Raw genomic sequence first — 22,925 nt, forward strand, 5'->3', positions numbered from 1 at the left:
GCAGAGCAGACCATCAATGAACGTGTTCTGCTTCGGGGCAGGGAAGGCGGGGGGGAACGTCGTCGAGCAACTACTTCGCTACGAGCGTCAGCTGAAGGCGGATTTCGTCGTCGGCGCGGCGGCGTGTGATACGACCGCGGCAGACCTCGACGACCTGGCGCTGATCCCCGAGGACGCGCGCGTGCTGTTCGGCACGGCCGAAACCGAGGGACACGGCTTCGACGGCGACGCCGCCGGTGGCGTCGCGGCCGCCAAGGACGCACACCGACAGCTCCTCGAACCGACCGACAGTGCACCGATTGCGGCGAGCGACGCCTTCGTCGTCTGCGCCGGCCTCGGTGGCGGGACCGGCGGGCCGACTGCCGCAGTCATCGCCGAACAACTCTCCGAGCTGTACGACCAGCCGGTGTACGGCGTCGCCAGCTTCTCGACGTCGACAACTGACCCGCAGTGCGCTTCGAACACCCTGCGGTCGCTCCGGCAACTCGTGTCGGCCACGGACCACGTCTTCGGGTTCGACACCGCCTCGTGGGTCAAAGAGGAGCCGGTATCCGAAGAGCAGTACGACACGCTCGACGCGGAACTCGCGCGCCGCCTCGGCACGCTGTTCGCGGCGGGCGAGGTCACGACCGCCGACGACGTCGGTGCGAGCGTCGTCGACGCCTCCGAGATCATGAACACGCTCCGCGGCGGTGGGCTCGCGACGCTCGGCTATTCCGAACGCCCGCTCCCGCCCCGCGACACGAGCGTTCGCGGGCGTCTCAAGCGACTCGTCGGCGACGACACAGAGTCGGTCGACCAGATCGACTCGCTGAACCGAATCACGACGCAGACGCGAGAGGCCGTCCGCGGACAGCTGACGCTCCCCTGCGATATCGAGACGGCATCGAGGGGGTTGCTCGTGATTACCGGACGGCCGGCGTGGCTCAACCGCGACGCGATAAGCCAGAACCAGGGCTGGCTCGAAGACCAGACCGGGAGTCTGGAGGTTCGCAACGGCGACGACCCGCGGCCGGATGCGGACGCCCTCAGCGTGTTAGTCGTCCTCGGCGGGGTCGCCCCGCCCGAGCGACTGACCGCGCTCCAGGCAGTCGCGGATGCGGACGACCCCAGCTAAAGACATCGTTAAGTACGGTTCGACACTATCTACGCTATAACCCTCGCGCTGACGACCCCAGAATTCATGACTTACTTCTCGGATTCAGCAGACGCAGATCGACATCAGACACAACAGGCCATTCTCGAAGCGACGCATCAGATATTACTCGAGTCCGGTTACAGTGAGATATCTATCTCGCGAATCGCCGACCGAGTCGGCATTAGCAAGTCGGTCATCTACCATTACTACGACAACAAGGAGTCGTTACTGGCGGAACTCTTAGACGTCGTGCATCGACGGTTCCTCGCGAAGATATTCGAACAGGAGGACACGACACCGCGCGAAGAGCTCGAACGGTTTCTGACCCTGTTCGTCGCCGCGCCGTCGGTGAGTTGCCAGCCGGAGACCGAGCTGACACAGCTCGCGAAGACGTACGTCGAACTGCGAACGCAGTCGATTTCGAACCCGGACTACCGCTCGATTTTTACCGAGTCGGAAAACAGGGTTAAACGACGGCTCGCGGAGACGATCGAAGAAGGAATCGAACAGGGGGATTTCAAGCCCGTAAACCCGGAGCGAACGAGCGAACACATCCTCACGTTCGTCGCTGGGGTGCTGTTTCGGCAAGCGACGACCGACTCGGTCGACGGTGAGCACCTGTACCGCGAGATTCAACAGCTCCTCGCCGACCGGATTTACGTCTGAGGGCCGCTCGGCGAGACGGCGAACGCCGCCGAGAACGGACCCGCGCTATCGCTACGACGGGGCGAGTGCAGACGCTCGTCAGGCACGGACGGTAGTCACTCGGGGAGGTGAGAGACGAGAGCCGTCAGAAAACGGCGGCGGGGACGGACAACAATCGGTTACGGGTGCTCAGTCGTTTCTAAACCAACGACGGCCGGTGAACAGGAGCGCAGTCACCACGAGGCCACCGAAGAAGCCGCTAAGCAGGAACGTCGACGAGTTCGAGGGGTTCGCACTACCGAGGTCAACCGTGAGTGCGTTCGTGCCCGAGGCGCTTGCCGACGAATCGAACTGGACCGACTGCGTCGCCCGGCCGGACGCCTCGCCGACGTCGTACGTCGCGGCGACCGTTGCGGTGTCCGACGGCCAGCCGTTGACATCGACGACGACCGTCTCCGAGGTCGCGGCGTCGACCGACTGAAGCGAGGTCGTCGGCAACTCCGACTGGTTCGACGCGCCCGAGATGACGACGTTGTCGATGGGGGCGTTCCCGTGGTTGGTGACGCGATACCGAACGGAGACCGAGTCGTTCTCTTCGAAGGCGGTCGCGTAGACCGACACGTCGTCCCGAATCGACTCGACCTGCATGGTGTCGAACGCTTCGACGGTTTCGCCGTCGTTGTAGCGGAGCGTCGCCTTGAGCGCGGTCTCGCCCGCCGCCGACGGTTCGACCGTGAACTCGTAGGTCGTCGAGTTCTCCGCGGCGAGGACCGGGGTGAGCGCGGTCTGGGCCTGCATCTCTCCGGTAACCGAATCGAGTCGAAGCGATAGGTCCGTCAGCGCCGCGTCGTCGCCGTTCGACACCGTGACGGTGACGGTGGTATCAGTTTCGGCGACCGCGTTGTGAGTCTCGATTTGGACGCGGGGCGGAACCGTCGTCGACGTGCTCGGCTCCGAGACCGTGACGAACACCGGATGCTTGAGGTGGACGATTTCCGACGTCGCACCGTCGGAGTCGTAATAGCGACCGCGGACGTGTACGGTCAGTCGCTTGTCACCGGCGGTGGCGAAGCGCGCGCTCACCGGCACTTCGGCGGTGTCGCCAGCACCGAGCACGCCGATTTGGTTCGCCTCACTGTGTTTCGTTCCGGAGCTATCCACAACCGTCACCTCCGTGACTTCGAAACTGCCGCTCCCCGAGCTGGAATGACTAATTGTCGGGGTTATTATGATACGGTCGCCGGTTTCGGGGTCGTCGTCGGACACGCTCACCCCGGTTACTGCGGTATGCGCGGGCGACGCCGCCGCACCACCCACGGCACTTCCGACCGTGAGTAAACAAACAACCGTCACTAATCCAACTAATACGCCGTTCTTCGGGCCGAGTTTCGATGTCATGCAAACTTTAGGCTCGCCTAAATAAATAAAAATGCATCGGTTTTTAGGGCAACCTAATACCTAGGCGTGGAGTCCAGCGGACGGGGCGTGAAAGTCACTATTATTTGATATTTCTCCGCTGTCTCACCGTCCGGATGGGGATACGTCCGAAAGACGTCTCAGGGGAAGAGTCGGCCGGTTTGCCACTCCCAGACCAGTTCTGTCCCCAGCCAGACGAGCAACCAGACGGTTACGAGGACGAAGACGAGGGCGGTAATCGACAACTGCTGGAATGGTCGCGTAACCGCGAGCAAAAGCGGGTAAAACAGAAGCAGGACCCCAGCCATGGCGCCGAGGCCGATCAGACTACAGACGTACCGCTCGGTCGCGTCGATCTCTGCGGGTTGGATCACTCCTTGCGTCGGTTGGTCGTCGTCAGGTACCGGCCCGTGTCGGTTGTACATCTGTCTGTTCCCCTCCGTTATACTACATCAACAATAATTATAAACTTAGCGTCGAGGACGACACGACAGTCGACGAACAGTTGTCTGACGGAATCTTGATTAACGTCGTCAGAGTGGACAGCACAATGCCACTGTCAAATTCTCCGGACGAATCGGCGGACGACCGGGCAACGTCTGACTCTCGCGGCGGGGTCACACGCCGACGGGTGTTGCAAGCGTCGGCCGGAACGGGCGCGCTCTTGCTCGCCTCCGGGACAGCCGCCGCCAACGGCAAAGGCGGCCAAGCGATCGTCAAGGAAGACGAGTACTATCCGGACGAGTCGTTCGTCATCCTCGAAGCCGAATCGTGCGAGAACCAGACGCAGTACGGTTCCTGTCGCGACGACTCGCTCCCGTTCCGGTGTGAGGGCCAAGGCGGGCGGTTCCCCCCGGGCAAAGGCGGCGCGCTCCCGTTCCCGTGGTGGAACTTCAAATACGAGAGCGGCCCGCTCGAAGGGGAACTGCTTCGCATCTACACGCGGGACAACAGCATCGACACCGACAGCACCTACCGCTGGACGCGGAAGGAAAAAGACTGCCCCGAAACGCCCGACTACTACCAAGTCGGGTTCGCCCGCGACTAAGAACCCTCAGAGACGCGCTCCGCGACGCGAACCGAGCGTCTGTCGACGAGAGACATTCGCGCGACCGAGACCCGCCTTTTCTCCGTGGCGTGTGCGAAGACTGTCATCAACAGCTTCCGAGCTGAAACGCCGAAACGACAGCGCACGAGCGGTAGCCCGCCTAGAAACACTTTTCAGCCTCAGATTAGATAGAAGACATGATGACTGGCATGAACGAGTCCACCTATCGCGGTACCCGGTCGGTTCCTGCGGTGCGAACGGCTGACGCGAGTTGTACCCAAACCGATGAGTGAGTCGACGTTCCTCGAACAGACCAGAGTCCACCTCCACAAAGCGCTCGAAACGGACGACCCCGACGAGAAGAACTTTCATCTCCGAAATGCGCTTCAGCTCTGTGCGTGGGACGACCTGACCGACCGAGCCGAACAGAACGACGCCGACTGACGTTCTTCTCGCCACCGGTTCCGCATACTCGAGGACTCGCTTAGAGACGAGTAGCCGAACCCACCGTCGATTCGCCTCGCGTTGGGGAACCAGTCGTCTCGGCAGTCCGAAGTATAGTATCCAGAGACGAGATATTTCAAATATAGTTTTATTTCTGATGAAAATCTCGTTCGTCTGCGTTGTCGGGTTTTCGAATAGACTATTTTTATAAATAATATTCTCCAATATAAATTGATTATCTCTCTTTTTCCGCATTGAATTTCGAGCTTGTATATTTTTGTAGAGGTCACGATCCATTCGATTTCCAATTTCACCAGCTTAGTGTGATGTTGTTATATCTGACTATTTCTGTATTCGCGTGTTCGCGCTCACAGTCGTGGTCCGCCAGAGATGGCTGTCTCGACGCGAGTCGGCTCGGTGGCGAATCAGAATCAGTCGTAGCTCCGCGGCCGTTGCGAACAGACCACTGGGAAGGACTGTCCGTACTATGTGACAGTCACACAATCTAGCTTTAATAGCATCCCCGGCGAACGAGTGGGTAAGCCCCCACAGGCGGCTCGCATGCAGTCGACAGGCATCGTACCCGATGCCGCGTTTCGACTGTTTTCACCCACTGATTGCCAGCCGCCCGTCCGGGCGTAGGAAATTCCAATGCAACTCACAAACCTCTTCAACGACGACTCCGCCGTCTCGCCGGTCATCGGCGTGATTCTGATGGTCGCGATTACCGTCATCCTCGCGGCCGTCATCGGCACGTTCGTCCTCGGCCTCGGCGACCAGGTCAGCGAAACGTCCCCGCAAGCGAGTTTCAGTTTCGACTTCGCAAACGACGTGTCTGACAGCAACACCGCCGCTCAGCTCGTCATCACGCACGAATCCGGGACCAGCATCTCGGCGGACCGCCTCACCGTGACCGTCGACGGAACCGGCGTCGCCGCCGACACGACCGATGATTACTCGTTCAGTAGCGAGTTCCCGGACGACGTCGAGGCCGGTAGTTCCGCCACGGTCGAGAAGGACGCGGCCGGGGACGACGTCTGGGAAGGCGAGTCCATCCGCGTCGTCTGGACCTCGGAATCCGGATCGAGCTCTGCCACCCTGCACTCACAGACCGCACCGCAGTAACCACGCGCCGTCACCTTTTTTATTGAATCGAACGCGCGTCTCAGGACACGAGACAGTTCACAGCGTTGTTCTAACACCGATATGTTCGTTACATCTCTCCGAGCGGCGGCCGCCCTCCCGTGAATTACGACCACACAAGTAGCCCATCAGAACACTCTAGAGGGCCTGTAATACCTAACACACCCTCAGACAGAGAGAGGCCAAATTCTTTATACGTGTGCTTTCGTCTATCTGATAGTACGCGTCAACTCGGAGTGTGTACGCTTGTCGCCTCTCGCAGACACACCCCATAGTGACACGGAGGAATCCAGTAAATGAGTACGAAACCCCAACCAGAATCCCCCGTAGACGCTCCACAGGAGGGAGCGACGAACGGGCAGTCCGCCTCGGACATCCACCTGAGCGGTGACGAGCTACTCCTGTCCGCGGACAGCGACATTACGCCCACCCTCTCGGTCGTGATGCCCACCCTCAACGAAGAAGGCGGCATCGCCCAGTGTATCGAGTGGGTCAAAGCCGCCCTCGAAGACATGCAGATTTACGGCGAGGTCGTCGTCGCGGACAGCTCGACCGACCGCACGCCCGAGATTGCGGCAGAGAACGGGGCGATTGTCATCGAACCCGACGGCAAGGGCTACGGCTACGCGTATCTGTACGCCTTCGAGCGCGTCCGCGGCGACTACATCGCCATGGGCGACGCCGACTGCACCTACGACTTCGAGGAGCTTCCCAAGCTGTTGAATCTCGTTCGGTCGGGCGAGGCCGACATGGCCATGGGCTCGCGGCTGGAAGGTGAGATTCTCCCCGGGTCGATGCCGCCGCTACACGAACACGTCGGGAATCCACTGTTGACGAAATTCCTGAACGTCTTCTACGGCGCTGGCGTGAGTGACGCGCATAGTGGGATGCGCGTGTTTACTCGAGACGCCTGGGAGACCATGGAGTGTTCGTCGACGGGCATGGAGTTCGCCAGCGAGATGATTATGGAGGCCGGCGCGAAGGACCTCGAGATCGAAGAGAAGCCGATTACGTATCATCCCCGCGAGGGCGAGGCCAATCTGGAGAGCTTCCCCGACGGCTGGCGACACGTTCGGTTCATGCTCGTGAATGCACCGGGGTATCTGTTTTCGGCACCCGGGTTCGGGTTGTCTGTCGTTGGCGTGTTGGCGCTGGTGTTGGCGTGGACGGGGATCGAGATCGGCGGCGCCTCGTTCGGGATTCACACCGGCATTGGCGGCGGTTTGTTCGTCCTCGCCGGCTTCCAGTTGATGCTGTTTGGGGCGTTTGCGACTGTGTCGTCGGACCCGGTTCGCGGCGCGTCGGACCCATTTACGACGTGGTTCACACAGCGGTTGTCGCTCGAGAAGGGTGCGACGCTTGGGACGTTCGTGCTGCTCGGCGGACTTGCCTACGGTGGGTTCTTAGCGTACACGTGGGTCACGAGCGGGTTCAGTTCCCTCCCGCTTGCCGTCGCCGACGTCGTCGCGACCGTGGCCGTCGTGGTGGGGTTGCAGATGATGTTCGGATCGTTCCTGTTGGGTTCCCTCAGCGAGTAACCAGGCACCTCTTCTCTCGCGACGTTCCCCTCGAATACTGAAGGCGCGTTGTTTCTGCTGTCCTTACTCGAGCGCCAGGAGGTATCGCTCGACGTACGGGTGGAGATTTCCGTACGGCGGTTCGAAGACCTCCAGTTTGCTGTGTTGGGCGTCCATCTCGAGGTTGTCGTCGTCAAGTGTCACCTCGAACACAGTCGCAAGGTAGTGTTTCGAATCAACGCCATCGACCTCCGAAGTGTCGTAAAAGTGTTCGAACGTACCAAGCCGTGACTGGATAGTCACGTCAACGCCTAACTCCTTGTCGGCGACGCGGTGGACCGCATCCGTCAGCGTCTCATTTTTGAACACGGTCCCACCAGGAACGAACCACTCGCCGCGTGCGGGGTCATTTTCACGGAGGCCGAGGACGACGCCACCCTCATGGCGGATCACGAGGTCGACAGAGACGAGCGGGACATTCGCGACGATTGTCTCCCACTCGTCGTCGGGAATCCATGCGTCCGGGTCATCCGCCTGGTTGCGCTGGTCAGCCATCTATTCCTCGTCGCGGAGGTAGTAGTCGACGCAGGCGTCGAGGCCGTCTTCGAAGCACCACGTGGGTTCCCAGCCGAGAGCCTTCGTCTTCGTCGCGTCGATGGCGTAGCGCTGGTCATGCCCCGCGCGGTCTTCGACGAACTCGATTTGGTCTTCAGACCCGCCAACGGCTTCGAGAATCTTCTCCGTCGTTTCGAGGTTCGACAGTTCGACGCCGCTTCCGATGTTGTATACCTCTCCGATATCGCCCTCTCGGAGGACGACATCGAGTGCGGCGCAGTTGTCTTCGACGTAAATCCACTCGCGAACGTTCGAGCCGTCGCCGTAGACCGGAAGCGTCTCGCCGTTCGCGGCGCGCTGGATGAACTTCGGAATGAGTTTCTCCGGGTGCTGGCGCGGACCGAAGTTGTTGCAAGTCCGCGTGATGAGCGTCGGTAGGTCGTGGGTCTCCCGGTAGCTCTGGACGAGCAGGTCCGCACCGGCTTTCGTCGCCGAGTAGGGATTTCGAGGAGTAAGCGGGTCGTCCTCTGTGAACTTCCCCTCGTGGATCTCGCCGTACACCTCGTCGGTCGAAATCTGGAGGAAGCGGTCGATATCCGCGTCGAGGGCGGCGTCGAGGAGCGTCTGGGTTCCCTGAACGTTCGTCGAGACGAACGGCTCGGCCCCGCCGATGGAACGGTCGACGTGCGACTCCGCCGCAAAGTTCACGATGACGTCGACATCGGCGACGAGGTCAGCGATGAGATCGCGGTCGCGAATGTCGCCTTCGACGAATCGATGCTTCGGATGGTCGAGATAGCCAGCAAGATTGTCACGCGACCCGGCATAAGTGAGCGCGTCAAGCGTCGTGACGGAATCATCGCCGCGTTCGAGGAGATATCGGACGAAGTTAGACCCGATAAATCCGGCACCACCAGTAACGAGTACGTCCATATGTCACCCACAGAGGCGGCATATATTTACATTTTCATCGACACAACGAGCATATGTACGCATTCGTCACCGGCGCTAACGGCTTGCTCGGGAGTGTCGTCGTTCGGACGCTCCGCGAGCAGGGCCACGAGGTCGTCGGTGGGTATCATTCTGAAAGACCTGTGTTTGACTGTCCCCTCCACCAGGTCGATATCACAGATACCGAACGGGTCGTAGCGTTGCTCGATAGGTACGACGACGTTGATGTCGTCATCAACTGCGCCGCCTACACTGACGTGGACGGCTGTGAGTCGAATCCCGAGTTGGCGACTGCCGTGAACGGGACCGCGCCGGGTGACCTCGCCGCCGTGTGTGACGACCGCGAGATTCCGTTCGTTCACTACTCCACGGACTACGTCTTCGACGGCGAGACAGACGGGTTCTACGAGGAGGATGCCGAGACAGCGCCGATTCAGGAGTATGGCCGTTCGAAGCTCGCCGGCGAGCACGCGGTTCGCGACGTGAATACCGATGCGCTCGTTCTCCGCCTGTCGTTCGTCTACGGCGCACGTGGTGACACGGGCAACCTTGTCGGCTTCCCCCAGTGGGTCGCCTCGACGCTCGCCGCTGGTGACACGGTCCCGCTGTTTACCGACCAGACGATGACCCCCAGTCGGGCCGGCAACGTCGCCGCGACGACGCTGGAACTACTCGATGCCGGTGTGTCGGGAACGTACCACGTCGCCAGTCAGTCGGCCGTCACGCCCTACGAGTTCGGTGAGGAGATCTGTGAGGTAATTGGTGGCGACGCGACGCTCATCGAGTCGTCGGTCATGTCCGACCTCGAGCGCCCGGCGGCGAGGCCGCAGCGCTCGTGTCTCGATGTGGCGAAACTCGAACGAGAACTCGGTCGACCCCAGCCGACGTTGGACGCCGACCTCGCGGCGCTCGAGGCCGCGTTCAGCGACTACAACTACAGTTCGTAGCTGGCTTTGTTGTCGAGGAAGTGCTCCTGGTCGGCCTGGTCGAGGTCCGTGAAGCGGAGGACGTTCTCACAGCCCAGTCCGGGGCACTTCATCACGCGGTTCGATTCGAGTTCGTTCGCGGAGACGACGGTTCCGCACTGCGTGCAGGCGTGGGTGATGATGTGCATGGTTAGAGTTTCAGCTGGGAGTTTTCGCCAACGACGAGGCGACGACCCTCCGGGAGGAAGTCGTCCGCGCTCCCGATGTTTGCGCCCTTGCCGAGAAGGCTATCGACGATGCGGCCGGAGGTGTTGATGCTCGACTCACCGATGACGACCGAGTTCTCGATGTGGACGCCTTCGAGTGTCGAGTTCGGACCGACGGACGTGTACGGACCGACGTAGGTTCCTTCCTTGATGACCGCGCCATCCGCGATGGAGACCGGGCCACGGACGACTGCGCCGTCTTCGATGGTCGCCGACTCCGCGAGTTCGATACGGCCGTCGACGGTCGCATCGTCGCTGACGGTGCCCCGCTTTTTGAGCGACTTGTCTTCGAGGACGAGTTGGTTCGCCTCGAGGATGTCTTCGGGCTTACCGGTATCTTTCCACCAGCCCTCGACGACGTGCGAGTCGATGGCGTAGCCGTCTTCGAGAAGTGACTGAATCGCGTCCGTGATTTCGAGTTCGCCCCGCCACGAGGGTTCGAGTTGCTCGATGGCGTCGAAGACCGCGGGCGAAAAGACGTACATCCCGATGAGGGCCAGATTCGTCGGTGGCTCGTCCGGCTTCTCGATGAGTTGGGTGACGTTGCCCTGGTCGTCGACGTCCGCAATCCCGAACTGCTGTGGGTTCTCGACTTCCTGGAGCGCGATGCCGGCACCGAAGTCGCCCGACTCGAAGCTCTCGACGAGGTCGACGACGCCCTCTTTGAGGATGTTGTCGCCGAGGTACATCACGAAGTCGTCGTCGCCGACGAAGTCCTTCGCACAGCCTGCCGCGTGGGCGAGGCCGAGGGGGTTACCCTGGACGATGTAGGTAATTTCGACGCCGTAGTCCGAACCATCGCCAAGGAGGTCCTGGATTTCTTCGCGGCCCTTGTGGCCGAGAATGACGCCGATTTCGGTGATTCCCGCTTCTTTGAGGTCCTCGACCGCGTATTCGAGGACGGGTTTATTCGCGACCGGGACAAGTTGCTTCGGCCCGGTGTGGGTAATGGGTCGGAGACGGGAGCCCGTGCCTCCTGAGAGAAGTACGCCTTTCATGATTGTGTCTGTGATGTTATCATACTGACTCAAGTATGGTTCGCTTGCTCGAACTAATTGGTAAAATTAGCTGTAGCAAAATCTTATAAATCTTCCCCAGAAACGGGCTCTCAATGATTAAAGAGATTGGGAGCGTTGGTCTCGAAAAAGTTCGACAGTTACGAAGTCGAATGGCGTACGAGTTGCGAGGCGGTGGCAGTTCTTCGATGGTTGACGTGGATGATAAAAAGAACATCCTCGTCATCACGATTGACTGTCTTCGGGATGATAGACTCTCAGTGTCTGGATACCATCGCAAAACAACTCCATTTCTGGACTCACTAACATCCTACACACCAGCAATTGCTGCAGCACCGTGGACATTCAGCTCTGTTCCCTCTATTCTTACAGGACTTCACCCACACAACCATGGTGCAGCATACCCAGATGACTCCTCCAGAAACCAGGACCTGAGTAATCCACCGAACGGTATTCAAGATGATGTTCCTACACTTGCAGAGTTGCTTGATTCGGTGGGATACGAAACTCGATTTATTACTGCGGTCGGCACCGCAGCAATCCCCATGGAGGGTCGGTTTAAATCTGTAAAACGACGCCATGATGCAGATGCTGAAGATGTTCTTTCAGACATTCAGCAATGGTGGAATACCACATCTGGCCCAAAGTTTGGCTATGCACAATTGGGAGATCTCCATGAGCCCTTACACGACCCCCCAACCGAGTATTTCGAGGAGATACCGGAGGTTGACGGGATCGACCGTTGGCGCTTCACTTCTGGAGATATTCAGAACGATGAATTCGAACGCTACCGTTCAGCAAGAGGACTACTGTACGATACGCTTCTTCGCTACGTCGACGAAGAGGTTGAGCGTGTTCTTGATGAACTAGCTGAACTTGAGGATACAATTCTTGTCGTGACAAGCGACCACGGCGAAGAGTTCTGGGAATACAAATCATTCGAAGAAGAACATTTCGAGGACTCTCGTGGAATTAGCGGTGTAGGTCATGGTCATGCGCTTGTCCCTCCAGTTCTCGAAGTTCCAATCATAACCAACCTTGAATCGATTTCTGGATCTACGACACGTCGGAGTTCAACAGACATCGTCCCGACAATTCTCTCGGAGATGGATGCCACGGTAAACGTTGAGTTTGACGGAGAACCGTTGCAAGAATCTTCAACTGGAGAGACTGCGTTACTTTCTCAAGAGATCGCCTACGGACCAAACCAAATTAGCGTTACTGAGGGGACTGAGCATCTCATCTATGTCCCAACAACAGATAGCTCGGTTCTCATTGACTTTGAAACTGGTGAGCAAATTGATGACCCAGAGATTAAATCTCGTCTGATGAACTACGTCCCACGAGAACGCGCTACCGGTTCGTCTGTTGAGCTATCTGACGACGTGCAAAAGCAGTTGTCTGATCTTGGATACGCTGAGTAGCGTCAGCCGTGGATTTCCGCGTTCCAGTCGTATGGGATGCGGTCGTCGTCATAAGGAATTCGCTCTTCGTCAGGGTCTTCGTAGTCGTAGAGGTTCGTCGGGTAGTTGATGAGCAACGACGGCTCGTCGCCGATGGCCTTGAATCCGTGCCAGCAGTCACCGGGAATGCGGATGACTTGCTGGTTGTGTTCGCCGATGACGAACGTGTCGAGTTCGCCCTGCGTGGGCGAGTCCTCGCGGTCGTCGTAGATGCCCACCGTGATTCGACCCTTCGGACAGACGAAGTGGTCGATCTGGCCCTCAAGATGGCGATGCCAAGCTCGCACGACTCCGGGGTACGTCATCGAGTAGTAGGACATCTCCGGGTCGATTTCGTATTCGTCCCAGTCGCTACGGAACACTTCGACCAAATGGCCGCGCTGGTCGGCGTTGACTTGGAGGTCGCGAACTTCGACGTCGTGGATGTGAGCCATTTATTTTCAGATCTTCCCTTGTAGTCTTATCTCTGGCGGCTGATGTTCGGCACATGAGACTGCAAAGCTTCTATGCGTGACGGAAATCTCGATCATCACTAATAAATTCCGGCACCTAATCAATTTGCTTATAACGTTGAAAGGTAAATCCAGAAAGAGATGAAGAAATATGAATTTATTACGTTCAAGTCTTAAGATATTCTCGGGAAGTATTACTGGGTCAGCGCTACAATTCCTTGGAATTGCTTATTTCGCTCGAGTTCTAGGCCCGTCTTCAATGGGTGTGTTTTTTCTTTTTCAGGCTTTACTCGGGATGGTCGCGATTCCTGCTGACTTTGGTCTCCGTGGTGCAGTTGAAAAACGAATTAGTGAAGGTGAGTCACAAGGTAGGTATTTATCAAGCGCAATTCTTCTGAAGATACCCCCAGTTATGATCATTGTAGCTGGTATATTTGTATTTCGACCATGGATTAACAATTATCTTGGTGCTGAAGTTGCTGCTCTCCTTGCAATCGCTCTTATCCTCCAGGAAGCATCACAACTTACTATTGTTGTGTTAAAAGGTGAGCTTCGAGTCGGTGAAACAGCGGTTCTAGAAGTAGTACGTCAGGCAACTTGGTTGGGTGTCGGTGGAATGCTAGTCTCTCAAGGACTCGGGGCGCGAGCATTAATTTATGGATTATTAGCGGGGTTATTTTTAGTATTTTCTTGGGGATGTTTTAAAATCTCTGTCATACCTCAATACCCCTCCCGTGGTCATGCTAGCTCGCTGTTTAATTATGGTAAATACAATGCTATTTCGTCAGTAGGCGGGTATTTTTACAGTTGGATGGATGTAGCAATCATTGGGCTATTCCTCACACAAGCGCATGTCGGTGCTTATGAAGTTGCATGGCGGATTACAACCGTTGTGATCCTTCTGAGTCGTTCGATCGCAACTGCAGTTTTCCCTCAGTTTAGTGAATGGAGTGGTGAAGGTGCGAAGAACCGAATTAAGGATGTTATCCCACAAGTTCTCACTCCATCACTAATATTGGTGATCCCTTCATTTTTTGGAACTGTGTTGTTCTCGAAGGAGATTCTAGGTCTAGTCTTCGGAGTTGAATATGAGATAGCATGGCTCGCACTCATTATCTTAATGTTTGACCAAGTTACGGAAGCCGCACAAGTTGTCTTTGGGAGGTCACTCCAGGCGCTTGATAGACCAGACCTCGCAGCTCGTGCGACCGCATTTGGTGTGATTCTAAACCTCATCCTAAATATAATATTAGTTTCAAGCTTTGGAATTACTGGTGCTGCTATTGCAACTATGGTGGCCTCCCTTTTTAGTGGTCTAATACTTCACTTTCTGTATTTGTCAAAAATCATCTCGATAAAGATACCCTACGCGGAATTACTTTGGTGCGTTCTCGCTGCACTGTGCATGACATTTTTATTGGTTCCAATCCGATGGTTGGTTACTGTGAATTCAATTATTGAACTCCTGGTGGTTATTGCTCTTGGAACAGTTCTTTATATGGCGACTATTCTACTATCTCCGTCACTCCGATCGTCAATTTTCAAACATTATAATAATGTCGTTGGGGAGAATTGATGAAGATCAATTTTGTATTACCTGGGATAGGATTATCTGGTGGCAATAGAGTCGTCTTCGAATACGCAAACAGACTTACCAGCCGCGGGCACACAGTAACGATATTATATCCCACAGTCCCGTCAGCTATGTCTGAAACGTGGACGTCAGTACGTGCACGAATAAACCAGGCGTCCAAAACACTTCGACGGTGGTTAACGCCCAATGGCGTTGATTGGTTCGATATTGAGGCTGATGTACGGCAAATTCCGACATTATCCCCCGATATAATTAGATTTTTCCAACATAGAGTGCCAGATGCAGATATAACGATCGCGACGGCATGGCAAACGGCCTATACTGTCGCTGCCTTTGATGATTGTAAGGGCACAAAAATGCATTTTATTCAGCATTACGAGATATGGGATACCTGGAATAGCGACCAAACGTGGGAGGTCGTATCTTCGTTGACAGATGATGCATCATCTTATCCGATTGAGATGTACGAAGTTACGCCCCTAAATTCAAAGGCAAAAAAACAAAAAGAGTTAGTAGATCGTTCTTATCAACTCCCGTTAAGGAAGATAACGATATCCTCTTGGCTAGAAGAACTAATAGAAACAAAATTTGATCAGAACACAGCGGGAGTTATTACTAATAGCGTGAATCATTCGTTGTTTTATCCAGATAGTACTGGCGAAAGCTCAAAAACATCTATACTAATCCCATCAAGAAATATTCCTTGGAAAGGCGAGAGGGAGGCAAAAGAACTCATACAGGCCATTGGGGACTCGTATGACGTTGAAATTCACACGTATGGTGAAAAGATGAAAAATGAATCCTATTCGGAGCATGTTAACCAGCATCCAAACATTTCAGATGATGAGTTGCGGCATCTATACTCTAATTCGGATATCTTTGTGATTCCAAGTTGGGTTGAGGGTTGTCAACTGCCACCTTTGGAAGCGATGGCTTGTAAATGTGCGGTTGTAGCTACAAACGTCGGTGGAGTACCAGACTATGCTGAAGATGGAGTAACTGCATCTGTAGTCCCTCCTCGAGACAGTAGTGCGTTGATTAATGCAGTCTCTGAGTTAATAGAAAATGAGGAACAACGGAAAAGACTACAACAAGAGGGGCACAAAAAAGTGAAGAGCTACACGTGGGAGGACGCGACAGATGAGTTCGAACAAACACTAAAAAGAAACCTGACCTGACCTATACAACCCCCATGATGGGTCTATTCCAATAGTGGGACTCTCTAGTTACGCCGGTTTGAGAAGCGAGCTGGTCGTTGAGTTAATTGGAATGACGCTCGCAGACCTGCCCAGCGAGTGCTTTGGGGTGGATTTATTAGAAACTCGGTGTGAGCGGACGCGACACCCGTCATGGTGTTCGCCGTCCAGCCCCACGCAACCGGCTGTTCACTTAGAGAAACAAAACAGATTCTTCGCTTTCTCGGCGTTGAATGCTCTCATCAAACTCTGTTTGGAACTGGGTACGGCGGGGCTGACAGCGGCCTGCAACCTGCCTGAAGCGAAGCCGAAGCAGGTTGCAGGTCGATGGACTGCTGTCAAAACCATGGCGAGTGGTCTTGGTTGTACGCCGCAATGGGCTTTGAGACAAAATTGATTCTCGATATCGAGTTGTTTGGACAACATTAGGTTTGAGCGCCCGGTTTAACTACGTTGAGCGAAATCTTATCGAAAGGTGTTTCATACTCTCAAAATGGGGGTCGACCACTTCCATGATTTGTGGATGGGCAGTCACGGAAGTATCTGCGAATAGCTCATACAATTTGCGCAATACTATTATATCTACCGACCACATCAATCGCGTGATGGACAAACACCAGTTGAGGACACTAACTAGACCGAACCAATATAAAGATCTATCAAAAAACCCATGCGGAGAGTACTCTCTCCATCGTTGACGGATTCCAACAGATCAATATAGACAGAATTTATTAGACGTGCAGAATACTACATGGCTATGACTAGAGATGATATCGTTCTTATTACAGTAGATTGCTGGCGCCCGGATACATTAACACGGATGGACTCAGTACAGTCATCAACATTATCTCAAGACTTTGCGATTGCACAGGGGGCAGCGACTAATGGTGTTTTCCCTGCCATCTTTGCAAGTCAATACTATCCAGAAGTGTATGATGAGACTGGTGCAGTTAAAGGCAGTTGCCGCACACTCCCGTCCGTGCTAAGTGAACTAGGATATAATACAGGAGGATTTGTTGCATCTAATCCCTACCTCTCGAAGTGGAGAGATGAGTTTGATACCTTCTGGAATGATGGATTGTCTCCTACAGATGAGTTTAAGAGCGGAAATATAGTTGAGAATATAGTTCGGTTGTTTAGCATGAAAAGTCGGGTCCCTGCTCCAGATCTCCTAAACAGAGCGGGAACTTGGTGGAGAAATTCAGACTCTCCACGGTTCTTGTGGTTGCATTTTATGGATCTTCATTCTCCATACTTACCAGGTTTGAAGCGTGTCCTTCAAACAGGACCTATTAAAAGCTTACAAACGCTAAATCATGAGTGGTCTGATTCGCGTAAACCAGATGAAAAATACCAAGATTCGTACAAAGATCTATATTACCACTGTGTTGACTACTTTGACAACTTTTTGGAAAGTTTATTTGATTTTATTCCAAATGATGCGCATACAATTATGACGGGAGATCATGGTGAAGGGTTTGATCATGATGTCTGGGGACATGCTCAGCTCTATGATGAAGTGGTAAAGGTTCCATTTCTGTATCGTGGACCCACTAGAAGTGATCAGAAAAAGCTGATTCGACATGTAGATATTCCGATCATGTTTTTGGACGCAATCGATTCTGAACCACCAACACAGTGGAGAGGTTCGTTTGAGGACGATGAGCCGTTTATTATTAATCACGCTCCACGGATAGGTGAAACATATGTCGGATATAGAAACGAACGGTGGAAGTTCATCCGCCGGTATGGTTCTCATGGTAAATACGAAACGGAGTTATATGATCTCAAAGAGGATCCAGATGAGGTCGTTAATATATCTAACTCAGATCTGATTGAGGAGTTGGACGCGGCCGTAAATTCATTTATCTCGTCCGATTCGATAGATCAAGAAAGAATTGGTGAGCATTTGGTAGGGTTTAATCAAGATAATAGCGTCACGTCACGTCTTCAAGATTTGGGGTACGTTGAGTAGTATCGCATGGTTTCCTCAATTGGTTACTGCATTTGCGTTTGAAACTAACACAGAATCAGTTACTTTCAAAATAGATTTCTTTAACGACCTTCAGTTATAATATCCATCTGGGTTCGATGGTACTGTCTAGTTAACCTCCTGAGCTGGCGTTCGACCGTTGAGCGATTGATGCGGTCATTAAAAATCATAATATTGAACAAACTCTGCAAGTCATTGGTGGACGCTCAACCGACTGCCTACCCATGAATTGTGGAAACGGTCGACTCTCGTTTTGAACGTGTGAAACCACTTCGCAATTAGGTTTCGGTCTGTGTAGTCGACTCGGTCGTTCAGCCTTAATCGAGAGAAAGCAGTCCGATATCCGAAGGCATCTGCCAGAAACACTATCTCTGAACAGTCGTGTTTCTCACAGACTCCGTGAGAGATGCAGCGGCCGGATTAGTTCCATGACACTTGAACAGTACGACGTCGAGAATCACTTTTGTGTCGGGGTCTATTGCAGCGTACAGCCAAGACCGCTCGCAGTTGATTTGACAGCAATCTCGTCGACCGCGACCCGCCTCGGCTGCGCCTTCGGCGGGTCTGAGACGCTGTCAGCCAGTCGGTGTACCTACTGAAAGATTGCCTGGAACGAACGTTCTACGCCGAGGAGCCGGAGAATCGCTTCTGTCTCTGAGCGAAAGACCGACAGCATTGGAGTCGGACGGTGAACGCCCTAACGGGTGTCGCCGCCCGCTCCCGCTGCCACCATTCAAGCGCAGTGTCTAAACTCTCTGTGAGCCGGTCTGAGAGTAGCATAGGAAACTAGCTCTTCGACCTGTTCATGCCTTAACTAGACGGTGCCGGTTCAACCTTTCATTCAATTTGATATCGAATTGTTATACCTGTTCTGTAGTACTCCCACACCTCCTGATGCGTATATTTTGTCACTTTTTAGTTTGAGACTGTCCAAATATTCTTGAGAAATGACAAATCTGCTAAATAGTTTTGTGTTTGATTCTCTGTACGACACACGGTAATCTGACCAACTGTTTCGATATACGAGCGAACCTGACGCAAATGACACATTGCTTTCACTAACATTTATTCCACTATAGTCAAAGTCGTCTTGACGAAAGTGGTTCATTGTAACGCCAGTGAGCCAATCAGTATGAACATTTGAGTCAGCAACAAATTCTGTCGTGGCCTCTATTTGGCTGTACTCTGTAGCACTAAATTGGGACTGTGATTGAACTGGTCCCATCAAGGTAACAGTACTACTTGCCAGTGGTGCTGCCACAATTAGACAGACAATCAGTAGTGTGCCGGGAATGCGCAGCGAGCGACTCTTCGAACGGCTGAGTTGAATAAGCCCGAACAGGCCACATCCTATAAAAAATATTAGTGAAAGTATGAGAACCAGCCTTAATCGATCGATCGATTTGAGTGAAAGAGGTGTTGGAAGGATAAATGGGGATATAATGATTCCAGTCAGTATATATGGGAGGGAATCGGAAAAATCCCTGTATTTTATTAATAATACAACCCCCGATAGTGTTAATATGCTAACGAGTACAACAAAATAGACAAACGGAGGATAGACCGTTGTTGCGACAATACCTGATGAGAGTGTTGCTGAACCTACTTCTGTTAGGGCGCTACCTGCGGAACCACCATCAGAAAAGAATAATGACGCACCGCCAATCCCGAGTAGTAGGAAAGCGTAGTCAGATAGTGGAAACAAAAACCCTGACCCGGTAGTTGTCCACCTTGACAGCCCCATAATCAATAGCAAGGCTGCGTAACCCCATCCTAGAACTGTAGCACTTCGGTAGGTAGCTGCTGACCAAGCTGTAAGCAGATCTGTGATGAGGAGGAACGCTAAAAGAACGAGACTAACAAGAACACCAAGGTGGTGAATGTACATCACAGAGAGCAAAATGGCTACTAGCATAGAGCCAAATAGCTTAGACTGTATTTGGGAGTTAGACTGAAGAGCCAATTCTTTCTGGATTCTCGCAGCAGTAAAGAATAGTAGTATTAAAATTACAGCATATGCCTGGGGGAAGTGATAGTTTGCATACCAATAGAACTGTCGGATAGATAAAAACGCAAGCGCAACTGAAATTCCAAATAGTCGGTTTTGAGATAATCTAGTTGCTAATACATATGCAAGTAAAACACCAATACCATAAATAGTGGAACCCGTTAGTTGAAGAGCTGAATATCCAGTCACGCCCAGAATATGACCGACAGATGCCATCTCGAAGAAGTAACCAGGATACTGCTGATATAACACTAAATAAGGCCCTGTTGTTCCTGTTTGCATGACTCTCTGAATGTTTGGTGTATGAACCAGGAGATCTCCATTCCCGAAGAAGTATCCTGTGCTTAGGAATCGTGAAAGGGGGTTCACGATAAAGAAGAATACAATTTGTAGGAGAGACCAACTGATAGAGTTACCATTTCTAATCTGGAGAACAATAAGGAAGGAACTGAGTGGAAGTAATGTAAGTAAAAGAACGTCGCGAGAAACTCCAACTGTACTTCCAACAACAATCCCTGAGAGGAGTATGCCAGTAAGTTTTGGAAGTCTACTTGAGCTATTATCTTCAAAGGTGTCAATAGATATCGGGCTTTGCATTGAATAGCCTATTGAGAATATGAGTCCAACCAATAACCCGATAACGGTATATGAGCCATTGATTGCCAAGTTTGGTGAACTGCGACCAATAATGTATAGACTGATTGTTCCAATAACAAATATTAAAAAAACAAATGAAAGAAAAATACCTATACGTCGATTCCAGATTCTCCGCCATATGAAATCATCGACTGTTTTAGTCCAGTTTCGTTTCATAGAATCATTATCCGAATATTGTTGTCAGCAATTTGTCCCACTGTATATATAAATGAATGGGGTTCCCACATTTGTACATTCCACTTGGATTGACACGCCTGCCACACACTCACAAAAAGTCTGACTCATTATAAATCATCCAGAGATTCAAGTAGTAAGCTAGATAATTTTTTCCAGGTATACTCCTCTCGGACTTTTTTGCGACCGTTTTTACTAATTTTCTGAAGCTGCTTCTCTTCAAGAGAAAGAATTGTTTCATAAAACTGATCAAGATTCCTAATGAATACTTCATTACCATCACTCAATTCGAATCCTCTCGATCCAAATGGGGTAGTAACGGTTGGTACAGAGTTTGATAGATATTCAATCAGCTTAATATTAGATCCTGCCCCCTCTGTAATTGGGTTCAAAGCTATATCCCCTGCCGTATACAGTTCATCAATATCCTCAACAAATCCAGCCAATGTCAGATTCGAATGCTGTTCATCAAAGTGACTACAGACATTTCCTGCAACTAAAAAATGAAGAGGGTCGTTTTCATTTTTAGCCTTTTCCGAAAGTTGAATTATGAATTCAACCGCGCTAATATTCGGTCCGTAATCACTTCCAACAAAAACTACTAGACGATCATCCGAGTCAATTCCATAGTAATCTCGAAAGCGCTCAGTACCCTTCTGAATAAAATCACTATGTACATTTTCACTTGATGTTCCATTAGGTATTACGATGATTGGAGATGAAGGTGAGAAAAGTTCGTTGTAACGTTGCTTGTCTGCTTCAGACACACAAATAATTGCATCACAATTTTCAACCGCATCTCGCTCATTTTTCACAAGTCTCTCAAAGAAGTATTCACCCACAGACGAATCTGAGACGTCTCTCCATCGATCTATCTCGACATTGTGGCTTGAATATATTACAGGAGAGTCGCTAGTCAAATGGCTGATAGCTGATGAGAGATGTGGCCCCTCGGCAAGTATTATGTCTGACCATTTAATCAATGATTTTAATTCTGGAGCCTGATAAAACAGAAGAACCTGTTTAGCCAATGTTCCTGGAACATCGAATAAAGTTGCAGGGATACTCGGCAAGTCATATATCGGGTTTAGTGGGCGTATCTCTGTATACCTCTTATTGATATCCAATTCTCGCGTGACCCCCGACATTGAGTGGTTACTCAATAGGCCACCAACGCAGTATCGAATTGTTTGATGGTTTTCCTGCTGGAATGCGAGAGTCAAGCCGTGTGAGCGGTGTTCACCACCTTGTTCGGGTGGGTAGATCGTTGTTTGTGTGAGTTGTAATAAGTTCATTTTGGATACGGTCCGCGACCTTCTGAATTTTTAACTCCATCCGTTACTCCGAGAAACAATGGCGCGGCTGATTTAAACTCCCTGTTGTACAGTCTTCGTGTGATACCATATAGTATACTGACTAGATAATAAAGCCAAAACGCGGAACTCACTTTATCAGAGTATTTTCTAGCTAAGAGGATTCTATTTCGAAAGTTGTAGTACGTTGGTAGAGGACTAAGATCTCCATCTGAACTAGCAGACCCAATATGTGTGATTTTGGTGTTTGTTGAGGTATATAATTCATAACCTGCTTCTTTCACCTCTGTACAGAATTCCACATCCTCAAAGTACATGAAATATTCTTCTGGCAAAAGACCAACATCCTCAAAAACTTCAGATCTGATCAAAGAAGCACACATTGGAATGTATTGATTTGGAAGAAGGTCCGGTAAGGAATTAATTGCTCTATCAGGTCGGGAATGGTCAACACGACACAGGCCCCAGTCAACTACACCCTGTAAGAACCAAAGATCTGCCGAGTCTGTTTGAATTGTTGGTGATAATATTCCAATATTTGAATCTGATTCAAGTAATGGTATTAGGTTTTTTAGTGTATTTCTTGGGAGGTGGACGTCATTATTCAGCAACCATATATAGTCGGCTGAATCACTGATTGCAGTTTGAATACCGAAATTCATACCCCCGGCAAAACCCTGATTACTGTCAGAATATTTAATGGTTACATTCTCAAACTCACGTTCTAGACGTTCTCCTGAGTTATCCGTTGATGAATTATCGACGAGAATGACATCTAGATTCGAATAATTCTGTCCCAGCAAGGATTCTAAGCATCGGCGAGTATCTTCATAGTTATTCCAGTTTAATACCACCGCGACAACATGAGGGGCAGTTATCCTTGAGTTCATGTCTGTAGTCATTGTAGTAGCCTAATAAAGAAACAGGCAGCAATATAATCAACGATATTTGAGTAACTAAACCCACTCAGTATAACGGTTTTCAAAATAGAGGCTAATGTCCGGAAGCCT

21 protein-coding genes and 2 pseudogenes are annotated in these 22,925 nt (G+C 52.2%); 12 read left to right on the plus strand and 11 right to left on the minus strand.

The window, feature by feature from the left end:
• Positions 1-16: 16 nt before the first annotated feature.
• Together IEV64_RS03945 and IEV64_RS03950 are read left to right on the plus strand one after the other, a co-directional pair.
• Positions 17-1,117, plus strand: a complete 1,101-nt coding sequence (locus tag IEV64_RS03945) for a tubulin/FtsZ family protein (RefSeq protein WP_188423200.1) — start codon at positions 17-19, stop codon at positions 1,115-1,117.
• Between the two features lie 66 nt (positions 1,118-1,183).
• Positions 1,184-1,804, plus strand: coding sequence for a TetR/AcrR family transcriptional regulator (locus tag IEV64_RS03950; protein ID WP_188423201.1), 621 nt, complete (start codon positions 1,184-1,186; stop codon positions 1,802-1,804).
• A gap of 168 nt (positions 1,805-1,972) precedes the next feature.
• Here the strand turns inward: IEV64_RS03950 and IEV64_RS03955 are convergent, their stop codons facing one another.
• Positions 1,973-2,944, minus strand: a complete 972-nt coding sequence (locus IEV64_RS03955) for a COG1361 family protein (protein ID WP_229722459.1) — start codon at positions 2,942-2,944, stop codon at positions 1,973-1,975.
• Positions 2,945-3,339: 395 nt separating this feature from the next.
• Complete coding sequence (locus tag IEV64_RS03960) at positions 3,340-3,624, minus strand: hypothetical protein (protein WP_188423203.1); 285 nt, start codon at positions 3,622-3,624, stop codon at positions 3,340-3,342.
• A 206-nt stretch (positions 3,625-3,830) separates the two neighbouring features.
• Here IEV64_RS03960 and IEV64_RS03965 point away from each other — a divergent pair, with 206 nt between their 5' ends.
• The 4 genes from IEV64_RS03965 to IEV64_RS03980 all read left to right on the plus strand — a co-directional run bounded on the left by IEV64_RS03965 (position 3,831) and on the right by IEV64_RS03980 (position 7,372).
• Positions 3,831-4,247, plus strand: a complete 417-nt coding sequence (locus tag IEV64_RS03965; RefSeq protein WP_188423204.1) for a hypothetical protein — start codon at positions 3,831-3,833, stop codon at positions 4,245-4,247.
• 285 nt (positions 4,248-4,532) lie between these two features.
• Positions 4,533-4,691, plus strand: a complete 159-nt coding sequence (locus IEV64_RS03970) for a hypothetical protein (RefSeq protein WP_004967223.1) — start codon at positions 4,533-4,535, stop codon at positions 4,689-4,691.
• A 651-nt stretch (positions 4,692-5,342) separates the two neighbouring features.
• Positions 5,343-5,816: a type IV pilin domain-containing protein gene (locus IEV64_RS03975; RefSeq protein WP_188423205.1), complete on the plus strand. Its 474-nt coding sequence runs from the start codon at positions 5,343-5,345 to the stop codon at positions 5,814-5,816.
• Positions 5,817-6,130: 314 nt separating this feature from the next.
• Positions 6,131-7,372, plus strand: coding sequence for a glycosyltransferase family 2 protein (locus tag IEV64_RS03980; RefSeq protein ID WP_188423206.1), 1,242 nt, complete (start codon positions 6,131-6,133; stop codon positions 7,370-7,372).
• A 63-nt stretch (positions 7,373-7,435) separates the two neighbouring features.
• Here the strand turns inward: IEV64_RS03980 and IEV64_RS03985 are convergent, their stop codons facing one another.
• Together IEV64_RS03985 and rfbB are read right to left on the minus strand one after the other, a co-directional pair.
• The gene (locus tag IEV64_RS03985) at positions 7,436-7,906 is read right to left on the minus strand and encodes a GDP-mannose mannosyl hydrolase (protein WP_188423207.1); all 471 of its coding nucleotides are present in this window, start codon (positions 7,904-7,906) and stop codon (positions 7,436-7,438) included.
• The gene (gene rfbB, locus IEV64_RS03990) at positions 7,907-8,839 is read right to left on the minus strand and encodes a dTDP-glucose 4,6-dehydratase (RefSeq protein WP_188423208.1); all 933 of its coding nucleotides are present in this window, start codon (positions 8,837-8,839) and stop codon (positions 7,907-7,909) included.
• 53 nt (positions 8,840-8,892) lie between these two features.
• Here rfbB and rfbD point away from each other — a divergent pair, with 53 nt between their 5' ends.
• Positions 8,893-9,804 carry a dTDP-4-dehydrorhamnose reductase gene (gene rfbD, locus IEV64_RS03995; protein ID WP_188423209.1) on the plus strand — a complete coding sequence of 304 codons (912 nt, stop codon included), beginning with the start codon at positions 8,893-8,895 and terminating at the stop codon, positions 9,802-9,804.
• Here the strand turns inward: rfbD and IEV64_RS04000 are convergent.
• Together IEV64_RS04000 and IEV64_RS04005 are read right to left on the minus strand one after the other, a co-directional pair.
• A complete protein-coding gene (locus tag IEV64_RS04000) occupies positions 9,792-9,971 on the minus strand; it encodes a hypothetical protein (protein ID WP_004041942.1) in 180 nt (59 codons plus the stop codon). The genes rfbD and IEV64_RS04000 overlap by 13 nt on opposite strands.
• A gap of 2 nt (positions 9,972-9,973) precedes the next feature.
• Positions 9,974-11,047, minus strand: coding sequence for a glucose-1-phosphate thymidylyltransferase (locus tag IEV64_RS04005; RefSeq protein WP_188423210.1), 1,074 nt, complete (start codon positions 11,045-11,047; stop codon positions 9,974-9,976).
• Between the two features lie 206 nt (positions 11,048-11,253).
• Here IEV64_RS04005 and IEV64_RS04010 point away from each other — a divergent pair, with 206 nt between their 5' ends.
• The gene (locus tag IEV64_RS04010) at positions 11,254-12,489 is read left to right on the plus strand and encodes a sulfatase-like hydrolase/transferase (protein WP_229722461.1); all 1,236 of its coding nucleotides are present in this window, start codon (positions 11,254-11,256) and stop codon (positions 12,487-12,489) included.
• Between the two features lie 2 nt (positions 12,490-12,491).
• Here the strand turns inward: IEV64_RS04010 and IEV64_RS04015 are convergent, their stop codons facing one another.
• Positions 12,492-12,962, minus strand: a complete 471-nt coding sequence (locus tag IEV64_RS04015) for a dTDP-4-dehydrorhamnose 3,5-epimerase family protein (protein WP_004975884.1) — start codon at positions 12,960-12,962, stop codon at positions 12,492-12,494.
• A 169-nt stretch (positions 12,963-13,131) separates the two neighbouring features.
• On the opposite strand from IEV64_RS04015, the gene IEV64_RS04020 reads away from it, so the two are divergent.
• The 4 genes and pseudogenes from IEV64_RS04020 (at position 13,132) to IEV64_RS04035 (ending at position 17,745) form a co-directional block, all read left to right on the plus strand.
• Positions 13,132-14,556, plus strand: coding sequence for an oligosaccharide flippase family protein (locus tag IEV64_RS04020; protein WP_004975883.1), 1,425 nt, complete (start codon positions 13,132-13,134; stop codon positions 14,554-14,556).
• A 290-nt stretch (positions 14,557-14,846) separates the two neighbouring features.
• The gene (locus tag IEV64_RS04025) at positions 14,847-15,752 is read left to right on the plus strand and encodes a glycosyltransferase family 4 protein (protein ID WP_160163084.1); all 906 of its coding nucleotides are present in this window, start codon (positions 14,847-14,849) and stop codon (positions 15,750-15,752) included.
• Positions 15,753-15,843: 91 nt separating this feature from the next.
• A pseudogene (locus IEV64_RS04030) lies at positions 15,844-16,407 on the plus strand (transposase domain-containing protein).
• Positions 16,408-16,527: 120 nt separating this feature from the next.
• Positions 16,528-17,745, plus strand: coding sequence for a sulfatase-like hydrolase/transferase (locus IEV64_RS04035; RefSeq protein ID WP_160163083.1), 1,218 nt, complete (start codon positions 16,528-16,530; stop codon positions 17,743-17,745).
• Positions 17,746-17,871: 126 nt separating this feature from the next.
• On the opposite strand, the pseudogene IEV64_RS04040 reads toward IEV64_RS04035, so the two are convergent.
• The 4 genes and pseudogenes from IEV64_RS04040 to IEV64_RS04055 all read right to left on the minus strand — a co-directional run bounded on the left by IEV64_RS04040 (position 17,872) and on the right by IEV64_RS04055 (position 22,817).
• Positions 17,872-18,543, minus strand: a pseudogene (locus IEV64_RS04040) (IS6 family transposase).
• Between the two features lie 61 nt (positions 18,544-18,604).
• Positions 18,605-20,584 carry a hypothetical protein gene (locus IEV64_RS04045; RefSeq protein ID WP_188423211.1) on the minus strand — a complete coding sequence of 660 codons (1,980 nt, stop codon included), beginning with the start codon at positions 20,582-20,584 and terminating at the stop codon, positions 18,605-18,607.
• 128 nt (positions 20,585-20,712) lie between these two features.
• Positions 20,713-21,750 carry a glycosyltransferase family 4 protein gene (locus IEV64_RS04050; RefSeq protein ID WP_188423212.1) on the minus strand — a complete coding sequence of 346 codons (1,038 nt, stop codon included), beginning with the start codon at positions 21,748-21,750 and terminating at the stop codon, positions 20,713-20,715.
• A 143-nt stretch (positions 21,751-21,893) separates the two neighbouring features.
• Positions 21,894-22,817 carry a glycosyltransferase family 2 protein gene (locus tag IEV64_RS04055; protein WP_188423213.1) on the minus strand — a complete coding sequence of 308 codons (924 nt, stop codon included), beginning with the start codon at positions 22,815-22,817 and terminating at the stop codon, positions 21,894-21,896.
• Between the last annotated feature and the right edge of the window lie 108 nt (positions 22,818-22,925).

Origin of the sequence: Haloferax sulfurifontis (genome assembly GCF_014635105.1) — an archaeon.
Lineage (GTDB): Archaea > Halobacteriota > Halobacteria > Halobacteriales > Haloferacaceae > Haloferax > Haloferax denitrificans.